This window comes from Nocardia sp. NBC_00508, assembly GCF_036346875.1.
Taxonomy (GTDB): domain Bacteria; phylum Actinomycetota; class Actinomycetes; order Mycobacteriales; family Mycobacteriaceae; genus Nocardia.
Genome location: NZ_CP107852.1, coordinates 3147929 through 3167357, shown reverse-complemented (window position 1 = coordinate 3167357; position 19429 = coordinate 3147929). Strand labels below are relative to the sequence as shown.

General features: G+C 67.6%; 16 protein-coding genes. 8 read left to right on the top strand and 8 right to left on the bottom strand.

What is annotated here, in order from left to right; all coding sequences use genetic code 11:
- Positions 1–29 precede the first annotated feature (29 nt).
- Together OHA40_RS14160 and OHA40_RS14155 are read left to right on the top strand one after the other, a co-directional pair.
- Positions 30–1583, top strand: a complete 1554-nt coding sequence (locus OHA40_RS14160; protein WP_330233511.1) for a dynamin family protein — start codon at positions 30–32, stop codon at positions 1581–1583.
- Positions 1584–1725: 142 nt separating this feature from the next.
- Entirely contained in the window at positions 1726–2370 is a 645-nt protein-coding gene (locus OHA40_RS14155; protein WP_330233510.1) for an endonuclease, read from the top strand.
- 12 nt (positions 2371–2382) lie between these two features.
- Here OHA40_RS14155 and OHA40_RS14150 read toward each other — a convergent pair whose 3' ends face one another.
- Together OHA40_RS14150 and OHA40_RS14145 are read right to left on the bottom strand one after the other, a co-directional pair.
- Positions 2383–3546 carry a zinc-binding dehydrogenase gene (locus OHA40_RS14150; RefSeq protein ID WP_330233509.1) on the bottom strand — a complete coding sequence of 388 codons (1164 nt, stop codon included), beginning with the start codon at positions 3544–3546 and terminating at the stop codon, positions 2383–2385.
- Between the two features lie 102 nt (positions 3547–3648).
- Positions 3649–4086: a winged helix-turn-helix transcriptional regulator gene (locus OHA40_RS14145; protein WP_330233508.1), complete on the bottom strand. Its 438-nt coding sequence runs from the start codon at positions 4084–4086 to the stop codon at positions 3649–3651.
- A gap of 324 nt (positions 4087–4410) precedes the next feature.
- Between OHA40_RS14145 and dnaK the strand changes: the two genes are divergently transcribed.
- The 5 genes from dnaK (at position 4411) to OHA40_RS14120 (ending at position 10236) form a co-directional block, all read left to right on the top strand.
- Positions 4411–6258 (top strand): molecular chaperone DnaK, encoded by a 1848-nt coding sequence (dnaK, locus tag OHA40_RS14140; protein ID WP_330233507.1) that lies wholly within the window; start codon positions 4411–4413, stop codon positions 6256–6258.
- Entirely contained in the window at positions 6255–6935 is a 681-nt protein-coding gene (gene grpE, locus OHA40_RS14135) for a nucleotide exchange factor GrpE (protein WP_330233506.1), read from the top strand. The genes dnaK and grpE overlap by 4 nt, the downstream gene beginning before the upstream one ends.
- 24 nt (positions 6936–6959) lie before the next feature.
- The gene (dnaJ, locus tag OHA40_RS14130) at positions 6960–8114 is read left to right on the top strand and encodes a molecular chaperone DnaJ (RefSeq protein WP_330233505.1); all 1155 of its coding nucleotides are present in this window, start codon (positions 6960–6962) and stop codon (positions 8112–8114) included.
- A complete protein-coding gene (locus tag OHA40_RS14125) occupies positions 8114–8533 on the top strand; it encodes a heat shock protein transcriptional repressor HspR (protein ID WP_330233504.1) in 420 nt (139 codons plus the stop codon). Before dnaJ ends, OHA40_RS14125 begins: the two co-directional genes overlap by 1 nt.
- A 533-nt stretch (positions 8534–9066) precedes the next feature.
- On the top strand, positions 9067–10236 hold the full coding sequence (locus tag OHA40_RS14120; RefSeq protein WP_330233503.1) for an FAD-binding oxidoreductase: 1170 nt from the start codon (positions 9067–9069) through the stop codon (positions 10234–10236).
- A gap of 4 nt (positions 10237–10240) precedes the next feature.
- Here the strand turns inward: OHA40_RS14120 and OHA40_RS14115 are convergent, their stop codons facing one another.
- The 3 genes from OHA40_RS14115 to OHA40_RS14105 form a co-directional block, all read right to left on the bottom strand.
- Positions 10241–11020: an FAD-binding oxidoreductase gene (locus OHA40_RS14115; RefSeq protein ID WP_330233502.1), complete on the bottom strand. Its 780-nt coding sequence runs from the start codon at positions 11018–11020 to the stop codon at positions 10241–10243.
- Positions 11021–11035: 15 nt separating this feature from the next.
- A complete protein-coding gene (locus OHA40_RS14110) occupies positions 11036–12193 on the bottom strand; it encodes an FAD-binding oxidoreductase (RefSeq protein ID WP_330233501.1) in 1158 nt (385 codons plus the stop codon).
- A 373-nt stretch (positions 12194–12566) separates the two neighbouring features.
- Positions 12567–13502, bottom strand: coding sequence for an NADP-dependent oxidoreductase (locus tag OHA40_RS14105; protein WP_330233500.1), 936 nt, complete (start codon positions 13500–13502; stop codon positions 12567–12569).
- A gap of 323 nt (positions 13503–13825) precedes the next feature.
- On the opposite strand from OHA40_RS14105, the gene clpB reads away from it, so the two are divergent.
- Positions 13826–16381 carry an ATP-dependent chaperone ClpB gene (gene clpB, locus OHA40_RS14100; RefSeq protein ID WP_330233499.1) on the top strand — a complete coding sequence of 852 codons (2556 nt, stop codon included), beginning with the start codon at positions 13826–13828 and terminating at the stop codon, positions 16379–16381.
- 23 nt (positions 16382–16404) lie between these two features.
- On the opposite strand, the gene OHA40_RS14095 is transcribed toward clpB, so the two are convergent.
- The 3 genes from OHA40_RS14095 to OHA40_RS14085 form a co-directional block, all read right to left on the bottom strand.
- Positions 16405–17631 (bottom strand): MFS transporter, encoded by a 1227-nt coding sequence (locus OHA40_RS14095; protein WP_330233498.1) that lies wholly within the window; start codon positions 17629–17631, stop codon positions 16405–16407.
- A complete protein-coding gene (locus OHA40_RS14090; RefSeq protein ID WP_330233497.1) occupies positions 17628–18800 on the bottom strand; it encodes an FxsB family cyclophane-forming radical SAM/SPASM peptide maturase in 1173 nt (390 codons plus the stop codon). The genes OHA40_RS14095 and OHA40_RS14090 overlap by 4 nt, the downstream gene beginning before the upstream one ends.
- 132 nt (positions 18801–18932) lie before the next feature.
- Positions 18933–19163 (bottom strand): hypothetical protein, encoded by a 231-nt coding sequence (locus OHA40_RS14085; RefSeq protein WP_330233496.1) that lies wholly within the window; start codon positions 19161–19163, stop codon positions 18933–18935.
- Positions 19164–19429 lie beyond the last annotated feature (266 nt).

Sequence of the window (19429 nt, the reverse complement as noted above, 5' to 3'; positions counted from 1 at the left end):
ACGGAGCCGAGCGCAGGCGAGGCGCAGTCGTGAGACGTGAAGTCGGCGCGGTGCCGGGCATCGTCGCCGAAGCCCATCAGCTGGTCGGCGCGGCGCAGGCGTCGCTCGCGGGCGAACCGCGGCCCCGGGCACTGCTGGCCGACTGTGCCCGCCGACTGGACCAGCCGCTGCGGGTGGCGCTGGCCGGTTCGATCAAGGCGGGCAAGTCGACCCTGCTGAATTCCCTTGTCGGGCAGGACATCGCCCCCACCGACGCGACCGAGTGCACCAGGGTGGTCACCTGGTACCGATACGGTTCGACCCCCAGCGTGACGGCGTACGCCGCGGACGGCGCCCGCGCGCACGTCGTGGTCCGGCGCGGCAGCGGAACCCATGGGCTGACCTTCGACCTGGACCGGCTGAACTGGAACGCCCCCGTGCCGCGCGAGGTCGACCACATCGAGGTCGAATGGCCCGCCGCGGCGCTCGCGCACACCACCATCATCGATACGCCGGGGACGTCGTCGCTGTCGCGGGAGGTGTCGCGGCGTACGGCGCGGTTGTTGATGCCAGGAGAGGACGACGAGCAGGCGGAGCGGGGCATCGCCATCCCGGGCGCGGACGCGGTCGTGTATCTGCTGCGCAGGTTGGACGCGGCGGATGTGCACTTCCTGGAGCGCGTGGGCGCCGGGACCGCGGCGGCCAACGGCGGTCCAGGGTCGCACGGCCCGCTCGGCATCATCGGCGTGGTCTCCCGAGCCGACGAGATCGGCGCGGGCCGGATCGACGCGTTGCACTCCGCGCGTGAGGTTGCCGCGCGTTTCGCGGGAGAACTCGAGCGAACCGGCTTGTGCCAGGCCGTGATCCCGGTCGCGGGGCTGCTCGCGTTCGCCGCGGCGACACTGCGTCAGCAGGAGTTCGCGGCGTTCCAGGCGCTGGCCGGCATATCCGTCGACGAACTGAGCTCCGCTCTGCTTTCGGCTGACCGCTTCGCGCGCGCCGACGTGCCACTGCCGGTGCCGCCGGAACTGCGCGCGCAGCTCGCCGAACGATTCGGGCTGTTCGGCATCCGCATGGCGGTCACCCTGATTCGCCTCGGCGTGCGCGATTCGGCCACGCTCGCCGCCGAGTTGACCGGTCGCAGCGGTGTCGACGAACTGCGTTCGGTGCTCGACGTGCAGTTCGGACAACGCGCCGACCAGCTCAAGGCGCATTCCGCGCTCACGGCGCTGGCCAGGGTGCTCACCGCCTACCCCGGCACTGCGGCCGATCGTCTGCTGCCGCGGGTGCGCACCCTGCTCGCGGATGTGCACGGCTTCGCGGAGCTGCGCCTGCTCGGCCGCTTGCGCACCGACGAACTGACCTTGCCCGCGGACGATCTCGCCGAGCTGCATCGCCTGATCGGCGGGTCCGGCATCGCGCCCCATCTGCGGCTCGGCCTTCCGATCGATGCCGCGCCCGGGGTGCAGCGCGCCCACGCTGTCGCCGCGGTCCGGAAATGGCGCGCCCGCGCCCGCCACCCCCTCGCGGACCAGTTCACGGTCACCGCTTGTCTCACGGCCGCCCGCAGCGCGGAAGGCGCGCTGAGTCTGCTGCCGGAATAGCGCCTCCTTGCCGGCAATCGTCGCGGAACCCGCCCCGTCGGGGGCGCTCCCACAGCGGGCTCAGGCGGTCGAATGGGTAGCTTCGCGGGCGGTGTAGCGGACCTGCCTGCGGGTATGCCGCCGATAGCGAGAGGAGGCAACGATGAGCCAAGAGGATGTCGTACATGAACTGCTCGTCCGGGCGGGCACGGGTTATGCCGAGGAAGCGGGTATCACGCTGGAGGACCAACCGGCTTCGCTGTTCCAGCTGCTCATGCTCGCCGAGCTGCTCAGCACCCGGATCTCCGCCGAGATCGCGGTGGCGGCCACGCGGGAGTTGATCGCCAACGGTTACCGCACGCCGCACCGGGTCGCGGACGCGGACTGGCAGGAGCTGGTCGACGCACTCGGCCGGGCGAACTACCGCCGATACGACGAGAGCACCGCGACCAGACTGGGCGCCAATGCCTCGCGCTTGCTCGACCGTTACCACGGTGACCTGCGCGAACTGGCCAAGAAGGCGGACAACGACCCGAAGCGCGCCGCCGAACTGCTGCAAGAGTTCCAGGGCATCGGTCCCACCGGAAGCGACATCTTCCTGCGCGAGGTCCAGGACATCTGGACGTGGGTGCGGCCGCACTTCGACGAGCGGGCCCTGCGCGGGGCCAAACGCGTCCAGCTGCCGGAGGATCCGGCCCGGCTGGCCGACCTCGCACCCGATCACCACACCGCGGATCTCGCCGCGGCGCTCGTGCGGGTGACGCTGGACGAGAAGATCGCCGACGACGTCTTGTCCGCCGCCCCGTGACGAGGCGGCCGCTCAGATCGGCGTGACGGCGGAGCTGCGCGGGTCGATCAGGATCTTCGCGTGCCGCTCCGGGTTGCCGAGGGCGGTGAAGGCGTTCGCCACGCCTTCCAGCCCGACGGTCCCGGTGATCAACGGGGTCGGATCGACCTTGCCGTCGGCGAGCATGTGCAGGGTGTCGCGGAACTCGCCGGGGTCGTAGCCGAGCACGAAACGCAGTTCGATTTCCTTGTTGATCGCCATCGCGGGGTGGAAGCGGTCGGCTTCCATGCACACCCCGACCACGACCACACGCGACAGCGGCGGCGCCGCCGCGAGGATCTGATCGATGATTCCGGGCACGCCGACACATTCGAAGATCACCGGCCCGGCCGGTCCCGCGTTCAGGGTGTGCGCCAGCCGGAAGACATACCACCACGGCAGGTTGGGGACCCGCCGCAGCCGTTGCATGGTGTCGAAACCGAGCCCGAGGATGTCGGTGACGTCGTTGATCCGGCCCTTCTTCGGTGCGGCGTCCCACGGCGACTCGGTCGCCGGGTCTACCACGACGTCGGCTCCGCACGCGGTCGCGAGTTCGCGTCGGCGCGGCGAGAAGTCGCTCGCGACCACGGTGCGCACGCCCGCAGCCTTCAGCATGCTGATCACCGCGAGGCCGATCGGCCCGCAACCGATGACGAAGGCGGTTTGTCCCTTGCCGACCCGGCCCTTGCGCACGGCATGCCAGGCCACCGCCATGGGCTCGGTCAGCGCGGCGTGTTCGGCGGACAGGCCGTTCGGCACCGGCATGGTCATCGATTCCTGGACCACCACTTGTTCGGCGTAGCCGCCGGGCGCCGCGGCCGAAAGCCCGACCAGATGTGGCTGGGCGCCGTGCCGGACGATCGGCAGGGCCACCACGGGGGTGCCCGTCTTCCACCGCCTGCGGCAGTCGGGCCCGTAATCGACAATGGTGCCGCTGAATTCGTGTCCGAGCACCACGCTCTGCTCGGAGCGCATGAAGTGCTCGTAACCGGTGGCCACCGCCAAGCCCGCCAGTTCGTCGGAATGTGTGCGGGCATGCAGGTCCGAGCCGCAGATGCCGCAGCGCGATACGTCGATCAGCAGCTGACCCGCTCCGGGACGCGGCGTGGGCAGTTCGGCGACGTCGAACTCGGCGGCTGTGACGACGGCGGCCCTCATGGCGACTCCTCGGATCGACGGCGCACGGGGGCGGCCCCGGTCAGGCCACCCCCGTCGTCACCCTAGTGCGTGGGAATGGGGACCAGACCGGAACGGACCCCGTCACACGCCGACCGCGGCTTCCTCGGCCGCGCGGCGGTCGTAGGTATTACGGGCCGAGGCGATTTCGTTCTGATGCGTCTCGGTCCAGGTGACCAGCGCCTTGATCGTGGTGTGCAGACTCGCGCCGAGTGGGGTGAGCGCGTAGTCGACCCTCGGCGGGATGGTCGGATACACGCTGCGCTGGACGAGGCCATCGCGTTCCAGATGCCGCAGGGTCTTGGTGAGCATCCGCTGACTGACGCCGTCGATCGCGCGCTTCAGTTCGGTGAACCGCAGACTGCGCTGGTCCAGCAGCGCGATCACGAGCAGCGACCACTTGTCGGCCACCCGGTCGAGGATCTGGCGCACTTCGCAGTCCACGCGGGTGTCCCATTGCAGGACGTCGTAGTCGGCCTCGGCATCGCCGCAGTGCGGCGTGATCGGTGCGCCGTTATCCATGAATGCCGATTGTGCTCAGTTCCGGCGAAGGTATCAACGGGGAACTGGCAGCACCATCGAGAACTGCGCGCCTGGCGTCTCCGGGAATTATTCGCGCGGTTCGTCCGTTGAGCCTTTCGACAAGATTGAGTGTGTTCGGCTCAAGTTTCGGTTGACTACCGGCATCGTGACGATGCAGGATTGAGCCGACCACGCTCAGTATTGCTGGGGCTGTGCTCCGTGAGGTGCGAGGGGCGAGGTCTCGTGGCGTCCGGTATGGGCGCCGCAGGGCGGTTGTTCGCCCAGCACCGACACAGATTGGTACGTCAACTAGGAGGAAACACAATGGCTCGTGCGGTCGGAATCGACCTCGGGACCACGAACTCGGTCGTCGCCGTTCTCGAAGGCGGCGAGCCGGTCGTCGTCGCCAACTCGGAAGGATCGCGCACCACCCCGTCGATCGTCGCGTTCGCGAAGAACGGCGAGGTACTGGTCGGCCAGCCGGCCAAGAACCAGGCCGTTACCAACGTCGACCGCACCATTCGCTCCGTCAAGCGGCACATCGGCACCGACTGGTCCGTGGCGATCGATGACAAGAAGTACACCGCGCAGGAGATCAGCGCCCGCGTGCTGATGAAGCTGAAGCGCGACGCCGAGGCCTACCTCGGTGAGGAGATCACCGACGCGGTCATCACCGTGCCCGCCTACTTCGAGGACTCGCAGCGCCAGGCCACCAAAGAGGCGGGCCAGATCGCGGGCATGAACGTGCTGCGCATCGTCAACGAGCCCACCGCGGCCGCGCTCGCCTACGGCCTGGACAAGGGCGACAAGGAGCAGACCATCCTGGTCTTCGACCTCGGTGGCGGCACCTTCGACGTCTCGCTGCTGGAGATCGGCGAGGGCGTCGTCGAGGTCCGCGCGACCTCGGGTGACAACCACCTCGGTGGCGACGACTGGGACGAGCGGGTCGTGCAGTGGCTGGTCGACAAGTTCAAGGCCAGCTCGGGCATCGACCTGACCAAGGACAAGATGGCCATGCAGCGGCTGCGTGAGGCCGCCGAGAAGGCCAAGATCGAGCTGAGCTCCTCGCAGAGCACCTCGATCAACCTGCCCTACATCACCGTCGACGCCGACAAGAACCCGCTGTTCCTCGACGAGCAGCTGACCCGCGCCGAGTTCCAGAAGATCACCTCGGACCTGCTCGACCGCACCCGCGCGCCGTTCCAGTCCGTGATCAAGGACGCGAGCATCAAGGTGTCCGACATCGACCACGTCGTGCTCGTCGGCGGTTCCACCCGCATGCCCGCCGTCACCGAGCTGGTGCGCGAGCTCACCGGTGGCAAGGAGCCGAACAAGGGCGTGAACCCGGACGAGGTCGTCGCCGTCGGCGCCGCCCTGCAGGCCGGCGTGCTCAAGGGCGAGGTCAAGGACGTCCTGTTGCTCGATGTGACCCCGCTGTCGCTGGGCATCGAGACCAAGGGCGGCGTGATGACCAAGCTCATCGAGCGCAACACCACCATCCCGACCAAGCGCTCGGAGACCTTCACCACGGCCGACGACAACCAGCCGTCGGTGCAGATCCAGGTGTTCCAGGGCGAGCGCGAGATCGCCTCGCACAACAAGCTGCTCGGCTCCTTCGAGCTGACCGGCATCCCGCCGGCCCCGCGCGGCGTGCCGCAGATCGAGGTCACCTTCGACATCGACGCCAACGGCATCGTGCACGTCACCGCGAAGGACAAGGGCACCGGCAAGGAGAACAGGATCAAGATCCAGGACGGCTCCGGCCTGTCCAAGGAGGAGATCGACCGGATGGTCAAGGACGCCGAGGCGCACGCCGCCGAGGACAAGGCCCGCCGCGAGGAGGCCGAGACCCGCAATCAGGCCGAGTCACTGGTGCACCAGACCGAGAAGTTCATCAAGGAGAACGAGGACAAGGTCACCGCGGACGTCAAGTCCAAGGTCGAGGCGGCTGTCGCCGAGGCGAAGGAGGCGCTCCAGGGCACCGACATCGCCGCGGTCAAGGCTGCCGTGGAGAAGCTGGCGACCGAGTCGCAGGCGCTCGGCCAGGCCATCTACGAGGCCTCGGCCGCGGATGCCGCGGCCTCCGGCGACGGCGCGTCGAGTGCCGCGTCGGATGACCAGGTCGTGGACGCCGAGGTTGTGGACGAGCCGGTCGACACGGAGAAGAAGTGACCGAGGGCAACACGGAGAAGGAACCGATCACCTTCGTCGACAACCGGAAGATCGACCCGGAGACCGGGGAGATTCGCGAGCCGGCCGCGGACAGCGCCGCGGCCGGCCCGGCCCCGGAGTCGGGCAACGGCGCTGAACCGGACAACGGCGGTGATGCTCAGGCACTCGCCGACACCATCAGCGGCGAACTCGCCGAGCGCACGGCGGACTTGCAGCGGCTGACCGCGGAGTACGCCAACTACCGGCGCCGGGTCGAGCGCGACCGCAAGGCCACGATCGATTCCGCCAAGGCATCGGTGGTCACCGAATTGCTGGGCGTGCTCGACGATCTCGACCGGGCGCGGGCGCACGGCGACCTGGAGTCGGGTCCGCTGAAGTCGGTGGCCGACAAGTTGGCGGCCGCGCTGCTCAAGCAGGGGCTCGAGGAGTTCGGTTCGGAGGGTGAGCCTTTCGACCCGACCCTGCACGAGGCCGTGCAGCACGAGGGTTCCGGCCATGACCCGGTGATCGGCATAGTGATGCGCAAGGGCTATCGCTTCGGCGATAGGGTGCTTCGGCACGCGCTCGTCGGGGTAACCGATGGCGTGGCCGATCTGACGGAGGCTACCGAGGCGGAAACCGCCGATCGGGTAACGGAAGAGGCATCGGACGTTGATGCCGGCGCGAACGACAATTAACGAAGCGAGAGGAGGAGATGCTCGGTGAGCCAACGGGAGTGGATCGAAAAGGACTTCTACAAGGAGCTGGGCATCTCCTCCACTGCCTCGCAGGACGAGGTCAAGAAGGCCTACCGCAAGCTCGCGCGCGACTTGCACCCGGACGCCAATCCCGGTGATACCAAGGCCGAGGAGCGGTTCAAGACCGTCAGCGAGGCGCATGCCGTGCTGTCGGATCCGGCCAAGCGCAAGGAGTACGACGACACCCGCAAGCTCTTCGTGGGCGGCGGGTACGGTCGCGGTGGGTTCTCTCCCGGCGCGGGAGGCTTCTCGCAGGAGTTCAACCTCGGGGACATCTTCGGTGGCTCGACCGCCGGCGACGGTGGCCTCGGCGACCTGCTCGGCGGTCTGTTCAACCGGGGCGGCACGCGGACCGCGAGCCGCCCACGGCGCGGCGCCGACGTGGAGACCGAGACGACGCTCGGTTTCCGGGAGGCAGCCCAGGGCGTCACGGTTCCGCTGCGGATGACCAGCCCCTCGCCGTGCACCACCTGTCACGGCAGCGGCGCCAAGCCGGGGACGAGTCCGCGAGTCTGCCCGGTCTGCAATGGAAACGGCGTGGTCAGCCGCAACCAGGGCGCGTTCGGTTTCAGTGAGCCGTGCGACGAGTGCCGGGGCAGCGGTTCGATCATCGATGACCCATGCGTCGACTGCCGCGGCAGCGGCATCCAGAACCGCACACGCACCATCACGGTGCGGATTCCTCCTGGAGTCGGTGACGGGCAACGGATCCGGCTGGCCGGTCAGGGCGAGGCGGGGCTGCGTGGGGCGCCCTCGGGTGACCTCTACGTCTCCGTCCACGTCAGCCAGGACAAGGTCTTCGGCCGTAACGGCGACGATCTGACCCTGGTGCTTCCGGTCAGTTACAGCGAATTGGTCCTTGGCACCACGGTTTCGGTGCCCACACTGGACGGCCGAGTTGGGGTCAAGGTGCCGCCGGGCACCGCCGATGGCCGTATCCTGCGGGTGCGCGGTCGCGGCGTGCTCAAGCGCGGCGGCGGCGCGGGTGACCTGCTGGTGACCGTCAAGGTGGCGGTGCCGCAGAAGCTCGACGGTGACGCCGTGGATGCCCTGAAGCGTTACCAGGAGGCGGAGCGGTCCAGCGGTTTCGATCCACGTGCGGGATGGGCGGGTGCGTGATGTCCTCTGAACCGAAGAACGCGTCCGGCGGGTCGCGCGCCGAGTTCTTCATGATCTCGGTGGCGGCCCAACTGGCCGGCATGCACGCGCAGACGCTGCGCACGTATGACCGTCTGGGACTGGTTACGCCGCAACGCACTTCGGGCGGCGGGCGGCGCTACTCGGCCAGGGACGTCGAGCTGCTGCGCGAGGTGCAGCGGCTGTCCCAGGACGAGGGCGTCAACCTGGCGGGCATCAAGCGCATCATCGAACTGACCAATCAGGTGGAGGAGCTGCGCCAGCAGGTCGCCGAGCTGGCGGCGGAGCTGGAGCGGATGCGGGCGGGCTACCGCCCCGATCTTTCGCCTCCGCAACGCAGTACCGCGTTGGTCGTCTGGCAGCCGCGCAATCGCCGCGACGACAGCAGGCGCCGACTGTAACCGGCACACATCGCCGCCCCCGGCCTCCGATCGCGCACCGCGATCCGATGCCGGGGGCGTTGTCGTTTCGGCAGGCAGACGCCAAATTTGCTGACAGTAAACCAGAATACGTTGGCCGGAAGTCGGACCGGTCTCGTCATTTCACTCTCGAATGAACACTGCGCTTTCACCATAGATTGGTCGACGGTATCGGTCACTTTCGAAGGTTTCGCAATCGGATTGTCAGTCTCGATGTTGCCGTGAAGTCGCTAGAACAGACCGATTGGGACGTAATTTCCTAAGGGGGCCTTGAGGTTTCGGCGATCAAACGGCCGATTTTGTGGCAGATCTACCGTCTTCCAGTTGGTTTCTCTGGCGTGTCTCGCTGTGCGCCCTCGTTTTGCCGAAATCGCACGCGTGATGTTTATGCGAAAGATTCCGTAGCTGGCAAACCTCGCCTACACTCCTTGCCATCGGCTGCTGTCGAGTGGCCCCGCAGCACCTCACTCGCCGGCACGGTTCGTGTACTAGTGCGAAATGGGGTTGTGACATCAATGGATTCGCGCACTGTCGCTTTGATCAGAACTACATTCAAGGCGGTTGCTGCGGAAGATGGAGGGCCGGAGAAACTGGCGAGATCGTTCTACGCGATCTTGTTCACCGACTACCCGCACGTCCGCGATTTCTTTCCGGCCGCGATGGACTCCCAGCGCGATCGCCTGGTCAAGGCGGTCGCCTATGCGCTGGACCGGTTGGAGGAGCCCGACAAGCTCCTGCCCTTTCTCGCCCAATTGGGTAGGGACCACCGCAAATACGGCGTGCAGGCCGTGCATTACGTCGCCGTGGCCACCGCGCTGAAGACGGCCGTCAAGGTGTTCGCGGGGACCGAGATGTGGACCGACGAGGTCGACCGGGCCTGGGACGAGGGCCTGAAGATCATCTCCGACACCATGATCGGCGCGGCGGAGAAGGAGACCACGCCACCGGTGTGGACCGGCACGGTCATCGAGCGGCGCGAGGTGCTGCGCAACCTGGTCATCGTCCGGCTGCAGCTCGACCAGCCGATGCGCTACGCCGCGGGCCAGTACGTGAGCGTGCAGATCCCGTCGCGGCCGCGGATGTGGCGCTATCTCTCGCCCGCCGTGCCCGCGAACGCCAATGGTGAGATCGAATTCCACGTCCGCGGTGTGCTCGGCGGCTGGGTCAGTTCGGCCATCATCGGCCAGACCGCCGTCGGCGATCAGTGGCTGTTCGGCTCGCCGCTCGGTGGACTAGGTGTTCCGCGCAACACCAAGCGCAAAATGCTGATGGTCGGCTGCGGTACCGGTCTCGCGCCGCTGCGCGCGCAGCTCATGGCGATGGCGCAACGGCGAACCAATCCGAAGGTGCACCTGTTCGTCGGCGGTCACCACCCGTGCGACCTCTACGACCTGGACACATTGAACGACCTGGCGGTGGCCAACCGCTGGCTCACCGTCACGCCGGTGACCGAACACGACGAAGACCCGTGGTGGCACGTCGAACCCGACGAGTCCCGCGGGCTGTGGCCCGCCCTGGAACCGCGGGTGATCGGACAGATCGGCAAAGTCGTGGCGAGCTTCGGTGCCTGGGCCGATCGTGACGTGCAGATCGTCGGTTCACCCTCGATGGTGCAGACCACGAAGTTCCGCCTGATGGCGGCGGGGATGCCGGCCAAGAACATCCGCCACGACCCGCTCTTCTGACGGTTCAGAGCCCTTCGAATTGAATCAGTTCCGCGGGGGTTCCGGTTTCGAGCAGGCGCTCGACAGTGGTCTGGACCATGGCGGGGGAGCCGCAGACCAGGACCTGGTGGTTCAGGAACGCGCCGTGGGAGCCGAGCACGTCGGCGAGGGTGCCGTACAGCAGGTCGTCGGCCGGGAAGCCGATGTCGACGCGGGACTGCTCGTACCACTCGTCCACCCAGTCCGGGTCCTCCGGGCTTTCCACCACCGGAATCACGGTGAGCCAGGGCAATTCCTCGGCCAGCAGGTACAGCATGTCCTCGGCGTACAGGTCGCGCGGGTATCGCCCGCCGACGAACAGATAGGTGGGCGGCGGTTCCGGCTTGCGAGCCAGGTCGAGGATTTGTGCGCGCAGCGGCGCCAATCCCGTGCCGCCCGCGATCATCACCACCTCGTTGCCGTCGGGGTCCACCTGGAACCCGCCGAGCGGAGCGCCGATCCGCCACTCGTCGCCCGGCTGGGTGTCGGCCACGATCGCGCCGCTGCACCAGCCGCCCGGCACGGTGCGCACATGGAACTCCAGTTTGCCGTCCAGCGAGGGCGGCAGCGCCGGGGAGAGCCTGCGTCGCACGCCCGGGTGCTGCGGCACCCGTACCTCGACCGACTGGCCCGCGCCGAACGGCACGAACTCGCCGATCAACCGGATCACCGCGAGGTCGTGACGAAGCCGATGATGGCCGACGACGGTCGAGGTCCATTCCGGCGCCTGATGCGCACCGTTACCGAGCGTGCTCGGATCCCCCACCGGGGCCTCCTTCTCCTACACAGGGTCGCAGCTGATGATCTGCTCGGGCGTACCGACTGCGATGAGAGCACGCCGGGTGTCCGCGATCATCCGTGCCGATCCGGCGATCTGGATCTGCCGGTCCGCCCACGCGCCGAAGCTCGCGACCACCGCGCCCAGGTTACCGATCAGGCGCCGGTGCATGCCGTACGGTGCGTCCTGCGGCGGATGCGGGTACCACCACGGGTTGGTCTTCTGCTCGCACACCGGCACGATGGTCAGCCACGGGTTGCTCTGCGACAGCTGCCACATGTTCTCCACGTCGTACAGGTCACAGGGGTAACGGCCGCCGATGAAGAAATGCACCCGCGGGTTGATGCCGCGCTGGCCCATCTCGATCAGCTGGGCGCGCAGCGGGGCGATGCCGGTGCCCGCGCCGATCATCAGCACGTCGCGGCCGCTGTCCCGGTCGACGTGCAGGCCGCCGAGCGGTCCGGCGATCTGCCATCGGTCGCCGACCCTGGTCTCGTTGACGATCGCGGGGCTCACCCATCCGCCGCGGATCTTGCGCACGTGGAACTCGATCTCGCCGTACGGATTGGACGGGATCGCCGGGGAGAGGTAGCGCCACATCTTCGGGCGCTGCGGCACGACGACCGGCACATACTGCCCGGCCTGGTAGGGCACCGGCCCGTCGGACTGCAGGCGCACGATGGCCAGGTCCTCCAGCACGCGGCGATGACCGACCACGGTCGCCTCCCAGTACGGCTGGGACTTGTCGGAGTTGGCGCCGATGGCCATGGACGCGGAGATCAGGATGGTGATGTCGCGCCAGCCTTCCTCCAGGCCCCGGTGCCAGGCCGCGCCGTTGTAGACCCGGAACGCGGCGAGCAGGGCACGGCCCGCGACGTCGTAGTGCGCGGCCTCGACGCCGAACTTGCGGTGGTCGCGGGCGAGTTGCTCCAGGAACTTCTGTGCCCGGTCCCAGTCCTCCAAGTGGTCGAGCACATACTGGATGGCCGTGGCTATCCGCTTGGCTTGCATATCCATGGCAGGCGGGAACAATTCGCGCAGCCGGGGGGCCTCGGCGAACAAATGTCCGTAGAACGCGCTGACCAACCGCTCGGGTCCATTCGGCGATTCGATCACCGAACGGAAATTGGCGCGGACCAGCGCAGCCGAACGCGCATCCACGACGTCGAGCTTCCTTTCCCTCAGTTCTGCCCGGGGACATACCCGTTACCGGCGGTCTCCCGCCGACAAGTATCCCCGAAAATGCCGTGGTCGTGTGGGTATAAGCCGTAAGACCCGGCCAAACGGTAATCGGTGGGCAAACGGCGGATGTCGCTGACCCGTCGTGCGGGGCGCCGCGGGCGAGCCGCACCGAAACCCTCGCCGCGTCGTCGCGATGAGACGGCCGGTCAGGCCCCGGCGCCGGCTCGGACCGCGGGCACGACTTGCTCGGTATAACGACGGATCTGTTCGACAGGTTCCCCGTCGGTCGGCCAGAAGACGAATCCGGCGGCCTCACGGGGTGTCGATCCGGCGCTGGGCCTGGCGGTAGCGCTCAAATGGCGAGCACGGTCTTGCCACGCGCGCCGGGTGCGCCGATGACCGCGGGCCCCTCTGCGAGCGGTACGGTCGCGTCGATCGGCACCACCACGTCGCCTGCCGCGACCCGCTGGATCAGCCGGGCCAATTCCGGAGCCCTGCCTTTGGATTCGATGTTGCCGCCCGTGATGGACCGTGCGCGCAAGGCGTCCTCGTCGGCGGCGAAGGTAGTGGAGTACACCGTCCCGCCGTCACGAACGAGGGTGGTCAGCTCCGCGAGCGCCTCGGGTGCGCTGACCAGGTCGAACAGGACATCTATGCCCTCGGGATGCGTGGCGAGGACTTGGTCGCGCACCGGGCCGGCGGTGTAGTCGACCGTCTCGGTCGCACCGAGACGGGTCATCTGGTCGGCGGAGCCGCTCCTCGCCGTCGCGATGACATGCGCGCCCGCGATATTGGCCAGCTGTACCAGGAACGAGCCGACGCCGCCGGTGGCGCCCACGATCAGCACGGTCTGGCCGGGTTGGATGTTGGTGGCGTCCACGAGGTCCTGTGCGGTGACCCCCGCGGTCGGCAACGCCGCGGCCTGGACGGTAGGGACCCCGACCGGGATCGGCACCAGCGTCCCCCCTTCGGGGAGCACCGCGTACTCGGCGAAGCTGCCGTGGCCGACCGGCGGTGTGAGGAACTTGCCGACCACCCGGTCGCCGACCGCGAACCGGCTGACGCCCGCGCCGAGCGTGGCGACGGTGCCCGCACCGTCCACCCCGAGGATCATCGGAAAATCGTGCGGCAATCTGCCGTCCAGCACGCCGGAGGCCATCCGCTGGTCGAAGGGATTCACCCCGGCCGCCTGGAGTTGCACCCGCACGGTTCCCGGCCCCGGCTCGGGCATCGGCATCTCGGCTAGCTCCGGTGTCGCTCCGAACTTCCGTACCACGATCGCACGCATCCGTTGGCTCCTCGACTCGGGCTGAATAGTGATGCATCGACTGACGGCCGTGGCCATCGTAGGCACCCGAAGGCGGTCGAAGCGCGCAATCACCGCATTCGGCGGTGTCGGAGTCGTCGCTTTCGCCCATGTCGCGGCGTAGCGTTCGACTCGATCCGGCGACCCATCGACACAGCCGGAACGGCTCGACGGAGAATTTCAAACTTGAGCGGAACAGACTCAACCTTTCCAACGTTGGACGGATAGGAACGGTGCCGAGCCGGACGACGGTCGAGTGAGATCGCGCTGGGCGCCGTGCGAATCGACCAGTAGGAAGGTGACTCGTGGACTCGTTCAATCCCACCACCAAGACCCAGGCGGCCCTGACCGCCGCACTGCAGGCGGCCTCCGCCGCGGGCAATCCGGAGATCCGTCCGGCGCACTTGCTGGTGGCGTTGCTCGATCAGACCGACGGCATCGCCGCGCCCTTGCTGAAGGCCGTCGGAACGGATCCGGCGACCGTGCGACGCGAGGCACAGGACATCGTGGACCGGCTCCCCCGCGCGACCGGCGCCACCACCGCGCCACAGCTGGGCCGGGAGGCGCTGGCCGCGATCACCGCCGCCCAGCGCCTGGCCACCGAACTCGGTGACGAGTACGTCTCCACCGAGCACGTCATGGTCGGTCTCGCCGAAGGCGACTCCGACGTGACAATGCTGCTCGAGAAGTACGGCTCCACCGCGGACGCGCTGCGGTCGGCGTTCACCGCCGTGCGCGGCAGCGCGCGGGTGACCAACCCCGATCCGGAGGGCAGCTACCAGGCGCTGGAGAAGTACTCCACCGACCTCACCGAGGCCGCCCGTTCCGGCAAGCTCGACCCGGTGATCGGCCGGGACACCGAAATCCGCCGTGTGGTGCAGGTTTTGAGCCGCCGCACCAAGAACAACCCGGTGCTGATCGGCGAGCCCGGCGTCGGCAAGACCGCGATCGTCGAGGGCCTGGCCCAGCGCATCGTGGCGGGCGACGTCCCGGAGTCGTTGCGCGGCAAATCCGTCGTGGCGCTCGACCTCGGCGCGATGGTCGCCGGTGCGAAGTACCGCGGTGAATTCGAGGAACGGCTCAAGGCCGTGCTGGAGGACATCAAGAACAGCGCGGGCCAGATCATCACCTTCATCGATGAGCTGCACACCATCGTCGGCGCGGGCGCCACCGGGGAATCGGCGATGGACGCGGGCAACATGATCAAGCCGATGCTGGCGCGCGGTGAGCTCCGGATGGTCGGCGCCACGACGCTGGACGAGTATCGCAAGCACATCGAGAAGGACGCCGCTTTGGAGCGGCGCTTCCAGCAGGTGCTGGTCGGGGAGCCGTCGGTGGCGGACACCATCGGCATTCTGCGCGGCATCAAGGATCGCTACGAGGTGCACCACGGCGTGCGCATCACCGACTCCGCGCTGGTCGCCGCGGCCACGCTGTCGGACCGCTACATCACTTCCCGGTTCCTGCCGGACAAGGCGATCGACTTGGTCGACGAGTCGGCCTCGCGGCTGCGCATGGAGATCGACTCCCGCCCGGTGGAGATCGACGAGGTGGAGCGCGCGGTGCGCCGCTTGGAGATCGAAGAAGTCGCGTTGAGCAAGGAGACCGACGAGGCCTCCAAGCAGCGGCTGGACAAGCTGCGCGCCGAACTCGCGGACGGCAGGGAGCGGCTCAACCAGCTGACCACCCGCTGGCAGAACGAGAAGAACGCGATCGACCAGGTGCGCACGCTGAACGAACAGCTGGAAGCGCTGCGCGGTGAATCCGAGCGCGCCGAGCGCGACGGTGATCTGGGCAAGGCGGCCGAGCTGCGTTACGGCCGGATCCCCGCGCTGGAGAAGCAGCTCGCCGAGGCTCAGAAGGTGTCCGCCGCGGCGGGAGACGGCGAAGTCATGCTCAAGGAGGAGGTCGGGCCCGACGACATCGCCGAGGTGGTGTCCTCGTGGACCGGCATCCCGGTAGGCCGGATGCTGGAGGGCGAGACGCAGAAATTGCTGCGCATGGAGCAGGAGCTGGGTCGTCGCGTCGTCGGGCAGACCCAGGCGGTGCAGGCGGTGTCCGACGCGGTGCGCCGGTCGCGCGCCGGTGTCGCCGACCCGAACCGCCCGACCGGCTCGTTCATGTTTCTCGGCCCGACCGGTGTCGGCAAGACCGAGCTGGCGAAGGCGTTGGCGGACTTCCTGTTCGACGACGAGCGCGCCATGGTCCGGATCGACATGAGCGAGTACAGCGAGAAGCATTCGGTCGCCCGCCTGGTCGGCGCACCGCCCGGTTACGTCGGCTACGACCAGGGCGGCCAGCTCACCGAGGCGGTGCGGCGCAGGCCCTACACGGTGGTGCTGTTCGACGAGATCGAGAAGGCGCATCCGGATGTGTTCGACATCCTGCTCCAGGTGCTCGACGAGGGCAGGCTCACCGACGGACAGGGTCGCACCGTCGACTTCCGCAACACGATCCTCATCCTCACCTCCAACCTGGGTGCGGGCGGTGATCGCGAGTTCGTCATGAACGCGGTCCGTTCGGCGTTCAAGCCGGAGTTCCTCAACCGCCTCGACGACGTGGTCGTGTTCCACGCCCTCGACGAGGAGCAGCTGGAGAGCATCGTCGACATCCAGCTCGACCAGCTGCAGAAGCGGTTGTCGCAGCGCAGGCTGAAGCTGGACGTCAGCGATTCGGCCCGGTTCTGGCTCGCCGTCCGCGGCTATGACCCGGCTTACGGCGCCCGTCCGCTGCGCAGGCTGATCCAGCAGGCCATCGGCGACACCCTCGCCAAGGAACTACTCGAAGGCGAGGTCACCGACGGCGACGTGGTCACAGTGACCGTCAGCCCCGATGGAGACGATCTGATCGTCGGGCGATAGGCACGCGGCGGACGTGCGGAGCGTCACCTCCGCACGCGCCGTTGCTGCGCGGGTGTGGTCATGCGGCTCCCGCTGACCGCGATGACGAACATGGCGCAGGTCAGCAGCACACCGGTGCCGGTCGTGCCGAACCCGCTCAGGAGGTAGCCCGCGAGCAGCGTGCCGATGGCGGCGGAACCGTCGGTCACCATGGAGAGCGTGCCGATCGTCCGGCCGAGGGTTTTCTCGGGGATGACTTCCACGCGGAAGATTGTCAGCAGGACGTTGGTCATGACGCCGACCCCGCCGACACCGAACCAGCACACCGCGAGCACCACGGGATTCGAACTCAGCGAGATCGGCAGCAGCAGCGCCGTCCACGCCCACAGCGCGCTGCGATAGACCGTCGTTCGGCCGAACCGTTTGACCAGCTTCGACGCAACGGCGGAGCCGATGATGCCGCCGACGCCCGCCGCGCCGAGGACGATACCGATCGTCCACGTCGCTCCCTCGCCTCTCTCGAGTTCCACCATGATCAGCAGCAGGCCCACCTGGATGACCAGGTTCGACAGTCCGCCGATCACGGTCGTGGTGCGCAGGAACGGTTCGGTCCAGATGATCTGGGCACCATCCCGGATTAGTTTCCATACTCCCGGACCGGTTCGTTCGCTCCGCGGAGGCTGCTCGGCGGAACCCCATTGGATCGACTGCAGAGTCTCCCGGCAGAAAACGTACGACACGGCGTTCATCGCGAAGGGCAGCCATTGCGCCACCCCGTAGGCGGCAGCACCGGTGGCCCGGCCGACCACCAAGGCGACGGGCTGTTCGGCTTCGAAGAACGCCAGCGCGACGCGGCGATGCTCGACGTCGACGATGTCACGGATGGCGGCCAGTTCGCTGGCTTCGAAGAAGACATAGGAGGTGCCCTCGACGAAAGCGGTGATCATGAGAAGCATTGCGGGGTTCGGCAACTCGAACATGACGACCGCGATAGCCAAGCAGGTCGCCGCCAGCCCGCCCGACTGGCAGAGCAGCAGGTTCCGACGCCGATTCCCGTAGTCCGCGGCGATGCCCGCCGGGATCTGGAAGACCAGACTCGGAAGCATTACCGCGAACCCGACCCAGCCCGCGAGCGCGGGGGAGTGGGTCACCGACAAAACCAGCAGCGGATAGGCGAGGCGCACCCCGTAGAACCCGACCAGAGAGGCCGCGTTACCCGACCACAGCAACGCGAAATCCCTGTCGATGCGGATGATCCGCGGTTCGCTCATCTCCCCGTCGCCGCGGTGATGTCGGCTCTGACTCTGGTTTCGATGTGGCGGATCAGACGCTCGAGGTCACCGCAATAGACCGAAGGGTTCCGGAATCCCATGCCGTCACGATAGCGGTGGGCGTAATGTCCTGCGCCGCAGACTTTGTGCACCGGGCAGGCCCGGCAGGTGTCGCTCAGCGCCTCGACGCCGATTTGGCGAGCAACCACAGCCGGTTCCCAGAGCGCCTCATCCAGCGGATTGCCATGGTCGGCCGGTCGGATCTCGGCGGCGCCCGCAAAGGCTGACTTCAGCGCGTCGACCTGTTCCAGCGTGCCGTCGGTTTCGATGACGGCAACCTGGATCGGCGCCAGGCCAACGGATTCCGATGCGCCCTGACCACCCAGCAGCAGCTCGATCACCTCGTCGAACAGCCGCACTCGGGTCTCCAGTTCGGGAGCGCCGTACCAGCGATCGAAGATCGCGATCAGCCAGTCGGCGTACGGCGTCGCCGCGATGTCGGCGACCTTTGCGGGCGGCGGGGTGGTCCAGTTGCCGTGCGGCAGAAGAAAATCGATGTCGAGTGGGCCGAAGTGAACGAGTGCCTCGTAGGTTTCGATCGGATCGTTCGCGACGTCGATCGTGCACAACAGGCCGGAGTACAGATGGCGGTGGTCGCGGCCGAGCAACTCCAGCCCCTTGGCAACGTCGTCGTAGCTGCCGGTGCCCCGGCGATACTTCCGGTGCCGGTCGTTGGCCCCTCGGTCGCCATCGAGGCTGACTCCGATCTGGATCCCCCAGCGATCGCAGATCCGAAGGAACTCCGTATCCAGCAGCACCCCGTTGGTCTGCATGCCGAGCCGCACCTCGGTAATCGGCTCCAGCGTCTGCCGGGCATGTCGCGCGAAGCGTTCCAGGGTCTCGTGTCCGACAAGCAACGGCTCCCCGCCATGAAACACCAAACTCACTGCGGGCAAGGCGAATCGGCGCGCATGTTCGCCGATGATCCGGCAGGCTTCGGTGAAGACCTGATCAGACATGGTCTTGGGCTGGCCGCGCCAACTCTGATCGGCCATCTCGTAGACGTAACAGTAGTCGCAGGCAAGATTGCAGCGGCTGTGGATCTTCACGATGAACTGGGCGAACGGCAACGGCTGCCAGCCGGTCCCGCGTAAGCCTTCGACGTCCAACCCGACGTCAGGCCACGACTGCGATCCCATTTCTTCTTCGCCTCTCCGGCGGGCTGTCCGCCGCCATGATCGAGACGGCCCGGCGCGTCACCGGACGCACCGGGCCGACCTCGGATAGGACCTGTTCCGGATCTACCGGCTCGGGCCGATGAACGAGTTGAAGTTCCCGCTGATGAACGAGTTGAAGTTCCCCTTGTTCTCGATGAAGGAGTTGAAGTTTCCTCGGTTGGCGGAGTTGCCCGCAGCCACGTGGCGCCGCAGAGCGGGTCGCACAGCGGTCGCCGCCGGCAGTCGCGCGGCGAGTTCGGCAAGGCCGAGTCCGGCGTCGATGCCGGTCGGAGTGGTGAGAGTGGATCCGGTCATGGCGATTCCTTCCTTCGTTCGACCGGCGCCCTTGCTCTTTCGGATTCGGCGCCGAGCACGGACCGCGAGCGAAATGTCCGGGATCGAGTGATCGGCACAAGAATCGGTCGGGACGCGGACACCGACGAATACGACGCCGACTATCAGTCGGCGGGTTCGGGGTTCGCATTCTGTGGAGCGGATCGCTCGCACATCCCGCTGGCTACCCCGCCGATGACGTTACGGCGGGCACTTGGCCTGCGGTATCGGACAAGTTACCGATGTCG

Coding starts and splice junctions, on each gene's coding strand:
- OHA40_RS14095 (WP_330233498.1), bottom strand. CDS start 17,631: ATGAGCGAACCGCGGATCATCCGCATCGACAGGGATTTCGCGTTGCTG.
- OHA40_RS14085 (WP_330233496.1), bottom strand. CDS start 19,163: ATGACCGGATCCACTCTCACCACTCCGACCGGCATCGACGCCGGACTC.
- dnaK (WP_330233507.1), top strand. CDS start 4,411: ATGGCTCGTGCGGTCGGAATCGACCTCGGGACCACGAACTCGGTCGTC.
- OHA40_RS14155 (WP_330233510.1), top strand. CDS start 1,726: ATGAGCCAAGAGGATGTCGTACATGAACTGCTCGTCCGGGCGGGCACG.
- OHA40_RS14150 (WP_330233509.1), bottom strand. CDS start 3,546: ATGAGGGCCGCCGTCGTCACAGCCGCCGAGTTCGACGTCGCCGAACTG.
- OHA40_RS14145 (WP_330233508.1), bottom strand. CDS start 4,086: ATGGATAACGGCGCACCGATCACGCCGCACTGCGGCGATGCCGAGGCC.
- OHA40_RS14105 (WP_330233500.1), bottom strand. CDS start 13,502: ATGCGTGCGATCGTGGTACGGAAGTTCGGAGCGACACCGGAGCTAGCC.
- OHA40_RS14120 (WP_330233503.1), top strand. CDS start 9,067: ATGGATTCGCGCACTGTCGCTTTGATCAGAACTACATTCAAGGCGGTT.
- OHA40_RS14125 (WP_330233504.1), top strand. CDS start 8,114: ATGTCCTCTGAACCGAAGAACGCGTCCGGCGGGTCGCGCGCCGAGTTC.